The organism is Lentzea sp. NPDC006480 (genome assembly GCF_040611995.1).
GTDB lineage: Bacteria > Actinomycetota > Actinomycetes > Mycobacteriales > Pseudonocardiaceae > Lentzea.
Genome location: NZ_JBEXPJ010000096.1, coordinates 18,532 through 32,207, shown reverse-complemented (window position 1 = coordinate 32,207; position 13,676 = coordinate 18,532). Strand labels below are relative to the sequence as shown.

The following is a 13,676-nucleotide window of genomic DNA, read 5'->3' as shown; positions in this document are numbered from 1 at the left end:
ACGGCGTTCGACGCGGTGGTCAGCGGCGACGAACTCCCCTACCGCAAACCCGCAGGTGGGGGCCGGTTTCCACGAAGAACTCAGGCGTTGGCCGCGGACAGCTCGCACACGAGGAGCTCGGGCAGTTCCGCCAGGGACGCGATGGACGACAACCCGGCGGGCAGGCTGCCGCCGGACGGCCCAGTGCGGTTGATCCACACGCCGTGCATGCCCGCGTCGCGCGCGCCGATGGCGTCGGCGTGCAGGCGGTCTCCCACGTGGACCGTGTCGCCGGGCGGCACGCCCAGCGCCAGGCTGGCCGTGTGGAAGATCACGCGGTCCGGCTTGGCACAGCCGACCTCGCCGGCGATCAGGACGGCGTCGAAGTACGACGAGAGGCCCAGCTGGGCGATCTTCACGCGCTGGTGGCGGCCCGAGGCGTTGCTGATCGCGGCGATCGGGAGGCCCGTGGCGCGCAGCCAGTCGAGCATCGGGATCACGTCCGGGAACAGGCACCAGCCGGCGGAGAGAACCTCCTGGCGGGCCAGCTCGCGACGGGTGGCTTCCTGCAGCGTGAGCTCCTCGCCGAGAGCGGCGAAGAAGGCTTGGGTGCGGATGTTGCGCATCGACTCGTACTGGAGCTCGCCGGCCAGCTGGCGGGTCACGTGGTCGTCGGTGATCCGCTGCCACAACGACCAGGCGTCGGCGTTACCGACCATCGAGGCCAACGCGGCGCGCGATGAAGTGCTGTAGTCGACAAGTGTGTCGTCGACGTCCAGGCACACAGCGCGGATCTCGCCGGTTCTCTTACGCGTGAAAGTCGGGGACGCAGTTGTCACCCCGGAAGGTTAGGTGTGAGGGGGCCTCGTCCGATTCGGCTAACGAGGTGATTCCTATAGGTCCTTGCACGATCAAGCGGACCTTGAGGCCCCGAACGACCTAGCGACACTCCTCCAAGCGCCGAATGCAATCACCCGGTCGAGTGGAATCTGCGAACTTGGCCGTCTCTGCCCGAACGGGCGGTTCCGCGAGCGCGACACCCTAGCTCGTACAACGACATTCTGCACATGATGCAACCCTTTCGGGGCCTGGTTTCCCAGACCGTCCACAGTGGACGAGTTGGCTGCGGCCCGCATCACTCGGAACCTCGCTTGACGCACGTGCCGATCAAGAGCATGCTGGGTTTATTCAACAGCGGTTGAAATGAGGGGATCGAGATGGAGAGGAACACCGAGCGGACCACCTGCCTGGTCGTGGGCGGCGGACCCGCGGGCATGGTGCTGGGGCTGCTGCTGGCGCGCGGAGGTGTCGAGGTCACGGTGCTGGAGAAGCACTCGGACTTCCTGCGAGACTTCCGCGGCGACACGGTGCACGCGTCGACGCTCACGCTCATGGACGAACTGGGGCTGGGGCCCGCGTTCGAGCAGGTGCCGCACCAGGACGTGGACAAGATCGAGGCGCTGCTGGACGGCGGCCGCAAGGCCACGATCGCCGACCTGAGCAGGCTTCCCGGCGCGAACAAGCGCATCGCGATGGTGCCGCAGTGGGACTTCCTGGACCTGCTGGCGGACGCGGGCAAGCTGGAGCCGACGTTCCACCTGCGGATGAACACCGAGGTCACCGGGATCACCAAGAGCGGCAACAGGGTCACGGGCGTGCAGTACCGCGACCGCGTCGACGGGCACGAGGGCGAGATCAGTGCCGACCTCGTCGTCGCGGCCGACGGGCGCAGCTCGATCCTGCGCGCTGCCGTCGATCTGCCGGTCTACCAGTTCGGCGCGCCGATGGACGTGTGGTGGTTCCGCTTGCCGCGCAAGGAGAGCGACTCGATCCGGGGTGGCGCCGGGCGGTTCAGCGCGGGCAGCGCGATGGTGCTCATCCCGCGCAACGAGTACTTCCAGTGCGCGTTCTTGATTCGCAAGGGCACGGACCAGAAGCTGCGCGCCGAGGGCGTGGAGAAGTTCCGCGAGCGCGTGGTCACGCTCATCCCGTGGCTCGCCGACCGGGTGGACCACATCAAGAGCATCGACGACGCGAAGCTGCTCGACGTGAAGCTGGACCGGTTGCGGCGGTGGCACGTTGACGGACTGCTGTGCATCGGTGACGCGGCGCACGCGATGTCACCGGTCGGCGGCGTGGGCATCAACCTCGCCGTGCAGGACGCGGTCGCCGCGGCCAGGCTGCTCGCGAAGCCGTTGCGGCAGGGCGCGGTCACCGGCCGTGCGCTCGCGAAGGTGCGCAGGCGCAGGCTGTTCCCGACGGTCGTGATCCAGACCGTGCAGCGGATCATCCACCGGCTGTTCCTGGGCCGGAAGCTGAACAGCACCGAGACGGTCTCGTCGAGCGGCACGCCGTTCATGCTGAAGGTGGCGCAGCGGTTCCCGTTCCTGCAGGCGGTCCCGGCCTACGTGATCGCGATCGGGCCTCGCCCAGAGCACGCGCCGGAGTTCGCGCGCCGCAAGCCGCAGACGATCGTCAGGTCGTGACGAAGGCCTCGGATGACTCACCGAGCACCATCGCCACGGCATGGGCGCGGTCCCGCGCGCCCAGCTTGCGCAGGATCGCCTTCACGTGGGTCTTCACGGTGTCGTTGCTGATGAAGAGCCGCTGGGCGATGCGCGCGTTGTCCATGCCCTTCGCCATCTCGGCCAGCACGTCGAACTCACGGGCCGAGAGCCGGCCTAGCGAGGCGGGCGGGGGCATCCGCGCAGGCAGGCGCGCGAGTGAGCCCACCCGTGCGTCGATCGTGGCGGGAGCACCCCGCACCGCGGCCGCGATCAGCGGTAACAGCTCGGCCACGGGCGAGGTTTTCAGCAGGTAGGCCACCGCGCCGGCGTCCAGCGCCGCGCGGGCCCAGCTCGGACTGTCCGCATTGGACAGCACGACGACGCGGGCGCTCGGCCGCAGCTGCGCCGTGTCCCGCACGGTGCGCAACGGTCCGGCGCCCGGCACGTCGAAGTCCGCGACGACCAGGTCCACCGGGGTGCCGCGCAGACAGCGCGCAGCATCGGCCACGGTGTGGGCGATGCCCACAACGCGGAAGCAGTGCGTGCGGTGCAGTGAGAGTCGCAGCCCCTCGGTGATGAGCTGTGATCCGTCGACGAGCAGCACACGGGTGGACGCCAGGTCCGTCATGACACCGGGAAGTTACTAGCGGGTACCCGGGTGCGTAACCTGCCGGACGCCGGATTGCTCCGTACGGCTACCTATTTGCGACCGGATTGGTGAGCGTGCCGAGGCCGTCCACAGTCACGGAGACCGTCTGTCCGGCCGCCATGGGCCCGACACCGGCCGGCGTCCCGGTCAGGATCACGTCGCCGGGAAGCAGCGTCATGATGCCGGAGACGTACTCGATGAGCGCCGGAATGTCGTGCACCATCAACGAAGTACGCCCGTCCTGCTTGACCTCCCCGTCGAGCTCCGTGACGACGCGGACATCGGAGGGGTCGAACTCCGTCTCGATGAAGGGACCCATCGGGCAGAACGTGTCAAAACCCTTGGCACGCGTGAACTGCACGTCCTTGCGCTGCAGGTCGCGGGCCGTGACATCGTTGGCGATGGTGTAACCCATCACGACGCTCATCGCCTTGGCCTTCGGAACTTCCCGGCACGGCTGGCCGATGATGACGGCCAGCTCGCCCTCGAAGTCGACGCGCTGCGACGCCGCGGGGATCTTGATCTCGACGTTCGGGCCGATCACCGAGGTGTTGGGCTTCAAGAAGACCAACGGCTCGGCCGGCACCTCGTTGCCCAGCTCAGCGGCGTGGTCGGCGTAGTTGCGGCCAATACCGATGATCTTGGTCGGCAGGATCGGCGCCAGCAGCCTGACGTCGGCCAACGGCCACTTCCGGCCGGTGAACGTGGGCGTGCCGAAGGGGTGTTCGGCGATCTCCGCAGCCTCTTCGCCGTGAACAGCGACGAAAGCTACGCCTTGCGGGTGAGCTATCCGAGCGATTCGCACGTACTACAGCTTAGACGGGCTTGCTTCGCATGGATTTGTGGACGAGCGCGTCACAGAGCGCCAGCCAGGAGGCTTCGACGATGTTGCCGTGCACACCCACCGTGGTCCACTCGCGTTCGCCGTCCGTGGACTCCACCAGCACGCGGGTGACCGCGTCCGTACCGGGGTGCTCGGTGAGGATGCGCACCTTGTAGTCGGCCAGCTCCACAGTGTCCAACCAGGACAGATGCGGCAGCAACGCCTTGCGCAGTGCCGCGTCCAGCGCGTGCACCGGCCCGTTGCCCTCTGCGGTCGCGATGACCCGCTCCCCCGCCACGTGCACCTTGACCGTGGCCTCGGACACGATCTCGCCGTCCGAGCGGTGATCGAGCACCACCCGGTACGACTCCAGCGTGAAGGGAGGAGTGTCCAGTTCGGACAGCTCGCCGCGCAGCAGGAGTTCCATCGAGGCGTCGGCGGCCTCGAAAGACCAGCCCTTCGCCTCCAGCTCCTTCACGCGCTTCAGAGCGCTGCCCACTTCGGTTGACCGGCCGGTCAGGTCGAGTCCGAACTCACGTCCCTTGAGCTCGATACTCGCCCGACCGGCCATCTCGGTGACCAGCACCCGCATGTCGTTGCCGACGATGTCCGGATCGATGTGGTTGTACAGCTCCGGATCCACCTTGATCGCGCTCGCGTGCAGACCCGCCTTGTGAGCGAATGCTGACGACCCGACATAAGCCTGGTGGGTGTCGGGTGCGATGTTCGCGATCTCGGCCAACGCATGGGAGACACGGGTGAGCTCGGCCAGTGCCCCGGTCGGGAGCACCTCCATGCCGAACTTGGTCACGAGGTTTCCCACGACGGCGAACAGGTCCGCGTTGCCTGCTCGCTCGCCATAACCATTGGCGGTGCACTGAACGTGCGTCGCGCCCGCCTGAACGGCCGCGAGGGTGTTCGCCACCGCACAGGACGTGTCGTCCTGGCAGTGGATTCCGACGCGGAAGCCGGTCTTCTCGACCACTTCCGCGACCGTCTCGGCGAGACCGAGCGGCAGCTGGCCGCCGTTCGTGTCGCACAGGACAACGACGTCCGCGCCACCCTCCACAGCGGACTCCAGCACCTTGAGGCCGGTGTCCGGGGAGAACGCGTACCCGTCGAAGAAGTGTTCGGCGTCGAGGAAGACGCGCCTGCCGTGGTCCTTGAGGAACTTGACGGTGTCGCGCACCATCCGGAGGTTCTCGTCGGCGTCCGTCCTCAGTGCACGCTCGATGTGCCGCAGGTCCGACTTGGCCACCAGCGTCACAACGGGCGCTTGGCTGTCGAGAAGTGCCTTGACCTGCAGGTCTTCCTCGACCTTGACCCCTGCCTTGCGGGTCGCGCCGAACGCGACCAGCTTGGCGTGCTTGAGCTCCAGATCCCCCGCCGCGGCCCGCGCGAAGAACTCCGTGTCCTTGGGCAGAGCGCCGGGCCAGCCGCCCTCGATGAACCCGACGCCGAGCCCGTCCAGCAGCCGCGCGACCGCGAGCTTGTCCGTGACGGAGTACGAAATGCCCTCACGTTGAGCGCCATCGCGCAACGTCGTGTCGTAGACGTGGAACTCGTCGCTGGGGCCGGCCATCGGGGTCATCTCCTCATCCGGGCAAACAAAAAGACCCCCCGCGGGATGCGAGAGGTCTGCGCGTCGGGTGCCAGGGGCGGCAACTACCCGACGCGCTCGTCAATAATGATGGCGACGTGCTGAACCATGGAGCGGATGCTGCCACAGCTCAGCACGTCGTACCAAGCGACGGGAGGAAATCTCCCACTATCTGGTCACGGTGAGTACTGGCGCGCGCCTGGCAGTACTGGATTCACGCCTGTGAAAGGTACTTCGCGAACGCCTCGACCGACGCCGGGTTGCGCGGCGACTCGACCAGCGCCGCGTACGGGAGGGCGAAGAAGCGCTTGTTCCTGACGGCCGGGGAGTTCGCGAGTGGCGCGAAGCCCTCCAGGAACGCCTGCTTCTGCGCAGGTGTGTTCGCCTCGCCGTCCGCGTAGTCCACGATCAGCACGACGTCCGGGTCGCGCTGCACGACGGTCTCCCAGTTGACCGTGGTCCAGCTGTCGTCGAGGTCGCCGAAGATGTTGTCGCCACCGGCTTTGGAGATCACGTCCTGGGGCGCGGCGTTCTTGCCGGACGTGAAGGGCTGGTCCTGGCCGCTGTCGTAGAGGAACACCTTCGGGCGCGGCCGGCCGGCCATCAGCTTGCCGGCGTCGGCGATCTGCTGCTGGTAGTCCTTGATGAGCTCCTCGGCCTTGGCCTCGACCCGGAAGATCTGCCCCAGGTTGCGGAGGTCCGTGTAGAGGGCGTCCAGGGCGGGCATGATGCCGCGCTGCTTGCCGACGCCGTTCCGGCACGCCTCGGTGAGCTGGTAGGTGCCGATTCCGAGCTGTTTCAAGGCGTCCGGGGTGAAGCCGCTGCTCTCGCTGAAGCCGTAGTTCCAGCCGGCGAGGACGAGGTCGGCGTTGGCGCCCTGCACGACCTCCTTGGAGATCTTGTCGGCGAGCTTCTTCGTGCTGTCGAAGTCGGACTTCCACGGCGAGGTCTGGAGGTCGGCGGTGTTGTCGCCGTCCACGACGTAACCCGCCATGTGGCTGGAGAGCCCCAGGGCGAACATCAGCTCGGTGATGCCGGTGTCGTTGGTGACCACTTTGGACGGCACCTTGTCGAACGTCACCTGCTGACCGCAGTTGGTGATGGTCACCGGGTCCGATGCCGAGGTGTTCTGCGCGACCGTGGCGCCGCAGCCGGAGACCAGCAACAGCAGGGCGCAGAGCGCGGTTCTCAAGGGGTGACCTCCTGGTCGAACAGGAGCTGGGGAACTCCCGTGGTGGGGTGACGCACGACGTGTGCCGTGACGTGGAAGACCTTGGCGATCAGCTCGGGCACCAGAACGTCCGCGGGCGTGCCCGACGCGACCAGGCGGCCTTCGTCGAGCACGCACAACCTGTCGCAGTAGGACGCGGCCAGGTTCAGGTCGTGCAGGACGGTCAGCACCGTGACGCCGAGGCCGCGGGCCAGCGCCAGCACGTCGAGCTGGTGGCGGATGTCGAGGTGGTTGGTCGGCTCGTCCAGCACGAGGACGCGGGGTTCCTGGGCGATGGCGCGGGCGATCAGGACGCGCTGGCGTTCGCCGCCGGACAGGCTGAGGAAACTGCGTGAGGCCAGGTGCGTGATGTCCACTGTGGCCAGTGCGTCGCGAACAACGCGAGCATCACGCGCGGAGTCGCGTTCGTGCGGCAGGCGGCCCATCTCCACGACCTCGGCGACCGTGAAGTCGAACTCGACCTGCGACTCCTGGGTCAGGGCAGCCAGCGAACGGGCGAGGTCGTGTCGCTTGTGGACGTTCGTGCCGTCGATCAGCACTGCGCCGGAGCTGGGCTTCAGAGCGCGGTAGACGCAACGCAACGTCGTCGACTTGCCGCTGCCGTTCGGGCCGACGATGCCGACCACCTCGTTCTCGGCCTCCAGCGAGATGTCCGAGATGATGCCCTGGACGGTGACGTCGAGAACCTCGATGCGCATCAACGTCCTCCGAACACGTAGGACTTGCGGCGCATGAGGAAGATGAAGCACGGCACCCCGATCGCGGCCGTGATGACGCCGAGCGGGAGCTCTTCCGGCGCGGCGAGCATGCGGGCGGCGACGTCGACCCACACGAGGAACGACGCTCCGGCAAGGGGTGCGAGCGGCAGCACTCGGCGGTGGTCCGCGTCGACGACCATGCGCGTGAGGTGCGGCAGCATCAGGCCGACGAACCCCACGGCGCCGCTGACCGCCACCAGCACACCGGTGATGCCCGCGGTGACGATGAACAGCTGCGTGCGGAACCGGTTGACCGGGACGCCGAGCGTGGTCGCGGTCTCGTCCCCCATCGCCAGCGCGTTGAGCTGCCGTGCCCTGGTCATCAGGTAGACGATTCCGGCAAGAGTCACCGCCGCGGCGACCGGCAGCGACTGCCAGTTCGCGCCGCCGAGGCTGCCCAGCAACCAGAACATCGCGCTGCGGGCGGCCTCACCGTGCGGAGCTTGGAACACCAGCAGCATCGCCACCGCCGAGAACCCGTACGCCAGCGCGGTTCCGGTCAGCACCAGCCGCAACGGGGTGAGCCCGCCACTCGTGCGCGCGGTGAGGTAGACCAGCGCGGTGGCGCCGAGCCCGGTCAGGAAAGCGCCCGCCGACAGCGCGTAGACGCCCAGGCCGGACAGCACGCCGAGCGTCGCCACGGCCGTCGCGCCGACGCTGGCCCCGGACGAGATGCCGAGCACGTAGGGATCGGCGAGGGCGTTGCGGACCATCGCCTGGATCGCCACGCCGACCGTGCTGAGGCCCGCGCCCACGACCGCGGCCAGCAGCACGCGAGGAAGCCGGATGTCCCAGACGATGTGGTACTGCCCGGCGAGGTCCGCGGGGACTGTGCCATCGGTGATGGCCGCCCGCAACAGCTCGACCGTGACGCCGAACGGGACGGAGACGGGGCCGAGCGCCACTCCCGCCACGATGCTGACGGCGAGCACGCCGACGAGCGCGCTGATCTTCGCGACCACAAATGCCCTTCCCGCAGTCCACGGCAGGAGTTCCGGTTTCACGCCGTGTGCGGGTATTCGGGCTCGTCCCCCCGGTGAGGGGACCTACCGTTGCGGGTCAGCGCCGGACTTCGACCGGACTTCCCCCGTGCACGACCTCCGCACCCTAACCCAAAGGCCATTGCACAGATCGCCGCGGAGACGCGTCTAACAGACATGGGGACACAGGAACGAAGACACGGCCGCCAGGGCGAGAGCCCTGTCTTGATCGGGTTCGCCATGCTCTGCTTCGGCGTGCAGACCACCAACCTCTGGTTGGAGCAGCTCGCCACCTGGCTGGACACGCTCTACTGCACGCCCGAGTACTGCCTGAACGTTCCGCAGGCGCTGACCGGTTGCGTGCTCGCGGCGGCACCGGTGGCAGCGTACTTCTGGCGCAAGGACGTGGCGGCCTATCTGGGCCTGTTCCTGGTCGGCCTGATGGGCATGTTGCTCATCGCGACCGACCAGGACAGCCCGCTCGCCTACTTCTGGGTGCTGCCGGCCGCGTTCTTCGTGGCAGCGCTGGTGTTCGTGCCGGTCACAGCGCTCCTCCTGCGCCGAAGCCGGGCTCGAAGCGCCTGAAGTACTCCAGGCAGTTCGCCATCTGGTGCTCGACGAGACCGAACTTCGGGGTGTCGTCCGGCTCCAGCATCGCGAGCACGTCGACGGAGTCGGTCGTCTTCTCGCCGGGCACGAGGATCTCGGCCCGGTCGCCCGGGAAAATCGACACCTTGTGCCCGACGTGCCACACGTCGCGCCTGGCTCCCTTCACCAGCACCTTCCACGGCGGGGTGAACTCCTCGGTGTTCTCGAGCTCGCCGCGAATCTTGAGCAGCGCGTCGAACACGGACTCGCCGGTCGTCATCCGGCGGCCGAACGGACCGTAGACCGCCATCGTGATCTCCTTCATGGTCCGCGCCTGCCACACGACGCGGCCCACCCAGAGCTGTTCCTTGCCGGATGCCGGATCCTTGCCGTAGAGCGGGATGTTCCGCGAGATCGCCGGGAACTCCCCGTCCTTCGTCCACTCGGGAAGCTCCTCCACGGGCTGGGGTGGCTGTGGCTGCGGCGGAGCGGGTGGCCTCATCGCACGTGGCGGTTGCGGCGGCGGTGGCCCCTGACGCTGCGGCGGACGCATCGGCTGCTGCGGACGCATCGGCGGTGGTTGGGGATGCATGGTGCAAAGCTCCTAGTAGGTCGCCGTGACGTCAGCCGTGCTTGGTCATGATGTCGCGCATCTGCTGCCGGTAGCTGTTCATCAGCTCTCGTTGTGCCTGCTGTTCCGCGAGCGGCAGGTCGTGCAGCCCGTAGTCGATCTGCCGGACCAGGTCCTGCAGATGGAAGAAGTGGCTCTTGTCGGGCTGCGGGAGTTGTTCCGGTTCGGTGATCCTCGGTGGCTCGTCCGGTTCGTGCTTCGGCTGTTCGGGCTCGTGGTGATCCGGTGTGTCGTGATCCCGGTCGTGCGACGGCAGGTCGTCCAGCTCTGTCTTCTGTGGACCGAACGGCTCGTCGGGAAAGGGGTTGTAGTCCGACGGCGGGTGTGACGCCGGCGGCTCGTAGTCGCCCTTGGTCCACGGCGGCATGCCGTCGTCGACGTGCTTGCCGATCTGGGTGGCAGCCGTCTCGGTCGCCTCGCGCGCGGCGGCTTCCGCGGCCTCGCGGGCGACCGCTTTCTCCGCCGTGCCCGCGAATCCGGCGCCGTCGGTCGCGATGCCGATCGCGATGTCGCCGACCAGCTGGCCCACCGCGGCGAACGGGTCCTTCTTCCACTCCTCGACGTTGAGGATTCCCTTGATGGCCTCCACCGGGTTCGTGACCATGTGAACCATCCCGGAGGCCTGCTTCATCATGTTCGCCGCGTACTCACCGGGATGCGCCATGTTGTAGGGGTCGAACGGGCTGGTCGCCCGCATCAACGTCACCAGGCCCGTCAGGGACCTGCCCAGGCCGTCGCCGAACTTCTCCATCTGCTCGGTGGTCTTGTCGAAGGTGTCTTCGAACGTGGCGGCGAACTTGGAGAGGAAACCCGGTTCCTCCGGCGCCTTGTCCTTCGACTTGGTGATCACGGCCGCGGTCTGCGCGGCCGCCTCCTTCAACGCCTTCCGCGCGTCGGCGAGCAGGCGTTCGGCCTGTTCCCGCTTGGCCTTGCCGGGATCGCTGAACGGCGCGAGCGGCGACGGTGCGGCGTCGCCGTTGAACACGGCGTCCAGCGCGGCCTTCTCGTGCTGCGACGACGCGGCGTCGTACTGCTTCTCGGCCGCCTCGGTCTCCGCCTTGGACTCGTTGTAGATGCGGATCGCCTCTGCCGCATCCCGTTGGGCGCGCTCGACCGCGCCCTTGTACGTCGTCAGCGCTTCCACGGCGGGCCCGAACGCCTCTGCGGCGTCGCGCCATTTCGGTGTCTCCGCGGAGAAGTAGCTGCCGAACTTGTCCGCGGCGGCTCCCGTCCAGTGCCCGACGTCCAGTTTGGACACTCCGGCGTACGCCTCCTGACAGGCGACCGAGAGCTTGCGCAGCCCGTTCGCCGTCTCGTCGAGGGTCGCCACGTCGCCGGGAACCAGCTCCTTGGGGTCGTCGGTGTCGCCGAGCTCGCTGCGGCCGAAGAGACTCACGAACGATCACCGGCCTTCTTGAACGAGGTCTCCGTGCCGCTGAGGTCCTTGATCGACGAGTCCCACGCGTCCTCCGCGCCCTTGGTGACGTGGTCCCACTGCGCGCCGACGGACATCTCCTTCTTGTTCATGCCCGATTCGGCCAGCTCCAGCCACCCCTGCTTGGTCGGGTCGGCGTGGGAGTGCGGGTTGCCCAGGAGGAGCTGGAAGGTCTGCTTCGCCTTGTCCTCCGCCTTCTCGTACACGCTCTTGGTGTCGGTGAGCGCGGAGACCATCTCCGTGCCTTCCTTCACCAGGTGCCGAAGTCCCCACCTCCAGCGGTCGAAGAACTCCTCCAACGCGTCGGCGAGGACCTCGTCACCGCACTCGTCCTCGCTGGGACAGAGGATCCCGAAGGTGGCCGTGGTGGACGCGAGGTGGCCGCCGTCCGGCGCGATCTCCTTCAGCGCGGCGACGGTGTCGTTGATGCCCTTGATCGCCTGACCCATCGCGCCGAGGTCGACGCCGTACCCGGTCACGCGTCCACCGCCACGTCGTCCGGGACGATGCCGCGCGCCGGCGGCAGGGCCATCATGTGCTCGGAGCCGTTGTCGAACACCACACCCGTCGGCCTCGGCAGCGCGCGCAGGTAGTGGTCCAGCAGCCGTTCGCCGCTGACCGCCAGGTAGGTGGCCTCGGTGCTCTCGCCCCGCGCCGCCAGATGTCGTTGCAGCAGCTCGGGACTGGAGAACGCGGCGAGCCAGCCCAGTCCCTCGATGGTGACGACGGGCAACGACAGCGGGTCGATCCGCTGCAGGTACACGGTGCTCTCCCGGAACGCCTGCAAGAAGGCTTCCGGATTCCCCCCGCCGTCGCGATAGCGCCTTGCCGTCGCGACAGCCTCGTTTTCGGTTTTCATGCCTCTCCCGTTCCTACCAATCCCCCCAGATCGGCAGCGCCGTACGTTACCGGTGGCTCACGGTGAGTGGCGGAGAGGTTGTGCAACTGAGGTCCGCGTCACGAAGTCCGATAGCGCAGCAACGCCGCACTTCCCCTGCGCTCCAGGGAGATCAGGTGCAAATCGGACATGCGATCGGAGAAGAGTCGTTGCCCGGCGCCGATCACGGTCGGGAACACCATCAGGCGGTACTCGTCGACGAGCCCGGCCTCGGCCAGCTCCCGCACGACGCTGATGCTTCCGGTGACGACCACGTCCTGCCGCGCCTTCACCTCGCGCACCTGGCTGACCAGGTCGCCTTCGACCAGCGCGGAGTTCCGCCAACCGTCCACTTCGGTCAGTGAGCGGGAGGCGACGAGCTTGGGGAGGTCGTTCATCTTGGTGGAGAACCCGTCGGTGCGGCCGGGCCAGAGCTTCGCGAAGAGCTCCCACGTCGTGCGGCCGAGCAGCATCACGCCGGTGTCGAGCAACGGCCCCAGCCCGAACTTGTCGCCCGCCACGGCTTCCGGGCCGTGCCGGAACGCCCAGCCGCCGCCCGCCGTGCCGCCGGAACCGTCCGGGTCCTCGACCACGCCGTCCAAGGTCACGAACTCAATGACAATCAGATCGCTCATGCCACTACATACCTGCGCGGCCCGCGATACTCATCGCGATGGCCGACACGACTTTCGAGACGCGCGTCGAGCAGCACCGCGGCGAGCTGCTCGCCTACTGCTACCGCATGCTCGGGTCGGTCCACGAGGCCGAGGACCTGGTGCAGGACACCATGTTGCGGGCGTGGAAGGCCCGCGAGCGCTACGACGAGCGCAAGGCGTCGATCCGCACGTGGCTGTACCGCATCGCCACGAACGTGTGCCTGACCGCGTTGGAGGGCAAGCAACGCCGCCCGCTGCCGTCCGGTCTGGGCGCACCGAGCACCGACCCGGAGACGCCGCTGGTGCCCGCGTTCGAGGTGCCGTGGCTGGAGCCGTTCCCGGACGACCCGGCCGAACGCGCGGTGCGCCGCGACGGCCTGCGACTCGCTCTGGTCGCGGCCATGCAGTCGTTGCCCGCTCGTCAGCGCGCTGTGTGGGTGCTGCGCGAGGTGCTGGAGTTCAGCGCCGCCGAGGTGGCCGCGCAGCTCGACACGTCGGTCGCGTCGGTGAACAGCGCTCTGCAACGGGCCCGCGCGGGCCTCGCGGACGTGGCCGAGGTGGCCCCGCCTGACGATCCGGCCGTGCGACGCGCCGTCGAGGCTTACGTGCGCGCGTTCGAGGCGGCGGACGTGACCGCGCTGGTCGAGCTGCTCACCGAGGACGCGATCCTGGAGATGCCGCCGGTGCCGTTGTGGTTCGTCGGCCGGCACGACTACGGCGCCTTCATCCGCCGCGTGTTCGCGATGCGCGGGACGGGCTGGCGGATGGTCCCTGTGTCGGCCAACGGGCAACCCGCGGTGGCCGCCTACGCCCCTGACGCCGAGGGCGTGCTCCGGCTCCACACCCTGCAGGTGTTCTCGGTCGTCGACGGCCTGATCGCACACACCGTCGTGTTCCAGTCCCCTGCGGTGTTCGCGGCCTTCAAGCTCGCCGACACTCTCTGACCTGCGCCGAAAGAAACT

The 13,676-nt window shown here is 68.0% G+C and carries 15 protein-coding genes and 1 riboswitch; of the genes, 3 read left to right on the top strand and 12 right to left on the bottom strand.

Annotation, left to right across the window (positions count from 1 at the left end):
- Positions 1–80 precede the first annotated feature (80 nt).
- On the bottom strand, positions 81–818 hold the full coding sequence (locus tag ABZX92_RS30305) for an HAD family hydrolase (protein ID WP_355566688.1): 738 nt from the start codon (positions 816–818) through the stop codon (positions 81–83).
- A 378-nt stretch (positions 819–1,196) separates the two neighbouring features.
- Between ABZX92_RS30305 and ABZX92_RS30300 the strand changes: the two genes are divergently transcribed.
- Positions 1,197–2,465 (top strand): FAD-dependent oxidoreductase, encoded by a 1,269-nt coding sequence (locus ABZX92_RS30300; protein WP_355566685.1) that lies wholly within the window; start codon positions 1,197–1,199, stop codon positions 2,463–2,465.
- Here ABZX92_RS30300 and ABZX92_RS30295 read toward each other — a convergent pair.
- The 6 genes from ABZX92_RS30295 to ABZX92_RS30270 all read right to left on the bottom strand — a co-directional run bounded on the left by ABZX92_RS30295 (position 2,455) and on the right by ABZX92_RS30270 (position 8,536).
- Entirely contained in the window at positions 2,455–3,114 is a 660-nt protein-coding gene (locus ABZX92_RS30295) for a response regulator transcription factor (RefSeq protein ID WP_355566682.1), read from the bottom strand. The two genes, ABZX92_RS30300 and ABZX92_RS30295, sit on opposite strands and share 11 nt — an antisense overlap.
- A 67-nt stretch (positions 3,115–3,181) precedes the next feature.
- On the bottom strand, positions 3,182–3,940 hold the full coding sequence (locus tag ABZX92_RS30290; protein WP_355566679.1) for a fumarylacetoacetate hydrolase family protein: 759 nt from the start codon (positions 3,938–3,940) through the stop codon (positions 3,182–3,184).
- Between the two features lie 10 nt (positions 3,941–3,950).
- Positions 3,951–5,540 (bottom strand): citramalate synthase, encoded by a 1,590-nt coding sequence (cimA, locus tag ABZX92_RS30285; RefSeq protein WP_355566676.1) that lies wholly within the window; start codon positions 5,538–5,540, stop codon positions 3,951–3,953.
- 232 nt (positions 5,541–5,772) lie between these two features.
- Positions 5,773–6,750 carry an ABC transporter substrate-binding protein gene (locus tag ABZX92_RS30280; RefSeq protein ID WP_355566674.1) on the bottom strand — a complete coding sequence of 326 codons (978 nt, stop codon included), beginning with the start codon at positions 6,748–6,750 and terminating at the stop codon, positions 5,773–5,775.
- On the bottom strand, positions 6,747–7,487 hold the full coding sequence (locus ABZX92_RS30275) for an ATP-binding cassette domain-containing protein (RefSeq protein WP_355566671.1): 741 nt from the start codon (positions 7,485–7,487) through the stop codon (positions 6,747–6,749). Before ABZX92_RS30275 ends, ABZX92_RS30280 begins: the two co-directional genes overlap by 4 nt.
- The gene (locus ABZX92_RS30270) at positions 7,487–8,536 is read right to left on the bottom strand and encodes an iron ABC transporter permease (RefSeq protein ID WP_355566691.1); all 1,050 of its coding nucleotides are present in this window, start codon (positions 8,534–8,536) and stop codon (positions 7,487–7,489) included. The genes ABZX92_RS30275 and ABZX92_RS30270 overlap by 1 nt, the downstream gene beginning before the upstream one ends.
- A gap of 3 nt (positions 8,537–8,539) precedes the next feature.
- Positions 8,540–8,678: riboswitch (cobalamin riboswitch) on the bottom strand.
- Positions 8,679–8,752: 74 nt separating this feature from the next.
- Here ABZX92_RS30270 and ABZX92_RS30265 point away from each other — a divergent pair.
- The gene (locus ABZX92_RS30265) at positions 8,753–9,112 is read left to right on the top strand and encodes a hypothetical protein (protein ID WP_355566668.1); all 360 of its coding nucleotides are present in this window, start codon (positions 8,753–8,755) and stop codon (positions 9,110–9,112) included.
- Here ABZX92_RS30265 and ABZX92_RS30260 read toward each other — a convergent pair.
- From ABZX92_RS30260 to ABZX92_RS30240, 5 genes are all read right to left on the bottom strand, one after another.
- Positions 9,069–9,575: a hypothetical protein gene (locus ABZX92_RS30260; RefSeq protein WP_355566665.1), complete on the bottom strand. Its 507-nt coding sequence runs from the start codon at positions 9,573–9,575 to the stop codon at positions 9,069–9,071. The two genes, ABZX92_RS30265 and ABZX92_RS30260, sit on opposite strands and share 44 nt — an antisense overlap.
- Positions 9,576–9,738: 163 nt before the next feature.
- The gene (locus ABZX92_RS30255) at positions 9,739–11,142 is read right to left on the bottom strand and encodes a putative T7SS-secreted protein (protein WP_355566662.1); all 1,404 of its coding nucleotides are present in this window, start codon (positions 11,140–11,142) and stop codon (positions 9,739–9,741) included.
- The gene (locus tag ABZX92_RS30250) at positions 11,139–11,660 is read right to left on the bottom strand and encodes a hypothetical protein (protein WP_355566660.1); all 522 of its coding nucleotides are present in this window, start codon (positions 11,658–11,660) and stop codon (positions 11,139–11,141) included. Before ABZX92_RS30250 ends, ABZX92_RS30255 begins: the two co-directional genes overlap by 4 nt.
- On the bottom strand, positions 11,657–12,040 hold the full coding sequence (locus ABZX92_RS30245; RefSeq protein WP_355566657.1) for an SseB family protein: 384 nt from the start codon (positions 12,038–12,040) through the stop codon (positions 11,657–11,659). Before ABZX92_RS30245 ends, ABZX92_RS30250 begins: the two co-directional genes overlap by 4 nt.
- Before the next feature lie 98 nt (positions 12,041–12,138).
- Positions 12,139–12,693 (bottom strand): dihydrofolate reductase family protein, encoded by a 555-nt coding sequence (locus ABZX92_RS30240; protein WP_355566654.1) that lies wholly within the window; start codon positions 12,691–12,693, stop codon positions 12,139–12,141.
- A gap of 38 nt (positions 12,694–12,731) precedes the next feature.
- Here ABZX92_RS30240 and ABZX92_RS30235 point away from each other — a divergent pair, with 38 nt between their 5' ends.
- Positions 12,732–13,658 carry a sigma-70 family RNA polymerase sigma factor gene (locus ABZX92_RS30235; RefSeq protein ID WP_355566651.1) on the top strand — a complete coding sequence of 309 codons (927 nt, stop codon included), beginning with the start codon at positions 12,732–12,734 and terminating at the stop codon, positions 13,656–13,658.
- The last annotated feature ends 18 nt before the right edge of the window (positions 13,659–13,676 follow it).

Coding starts and splice junctions, on each gene's coding strand:
- ABZX92_RS30240 (WP_355566654.1), bottom strand. CDS start 12,693: ATGAGCGATCTGATTGTCATTGAGTTCGTGACCTTGGACGGCGTGGTC.
- ABZX92_RS30245 (WP_355566657.1), bottom strand. CDS start 12,040: ATGAAAACCGAAAACGAGGCTGTCGCGACGGCAAGGCGCTATCGCGAC.
- ABZX92_RS30275 (WP_355566671.1), bottom strand. CDS start 7,487: ATGCGCATCGAGGTTCTCGACGTCACCGTCCAGGGCATCATCTCGGAC.
- ABZX92_RS30235 (WP_355566651.1), top strand. CDS start 12,732: ATGGCCGACACGACTTTCGAGACGCGCGTCGAGCAGCACCGCGGCGAG.
- ABZX92_RS30300 (WP_355566685.1), top strand. CDS start 1,197: ATGGAGAGGAACACCGAGCGGACCACCTGCCTGGTCGTGGGCGGCGGA.
- cimA (WP_355566676.1), bottom strand. CDS start 5,540: ATGGCCGGCCCCAGCGACGAGTTCCACGTCTACGACACGACGTTGCGC.
- ABZX92_RS30295 (WP_355566682.1), bottom strand. CDS start 3,114: ATGACGGACCTGGCGTCCACCCGTGTGCTGCTCGTCGACGGATCACAG.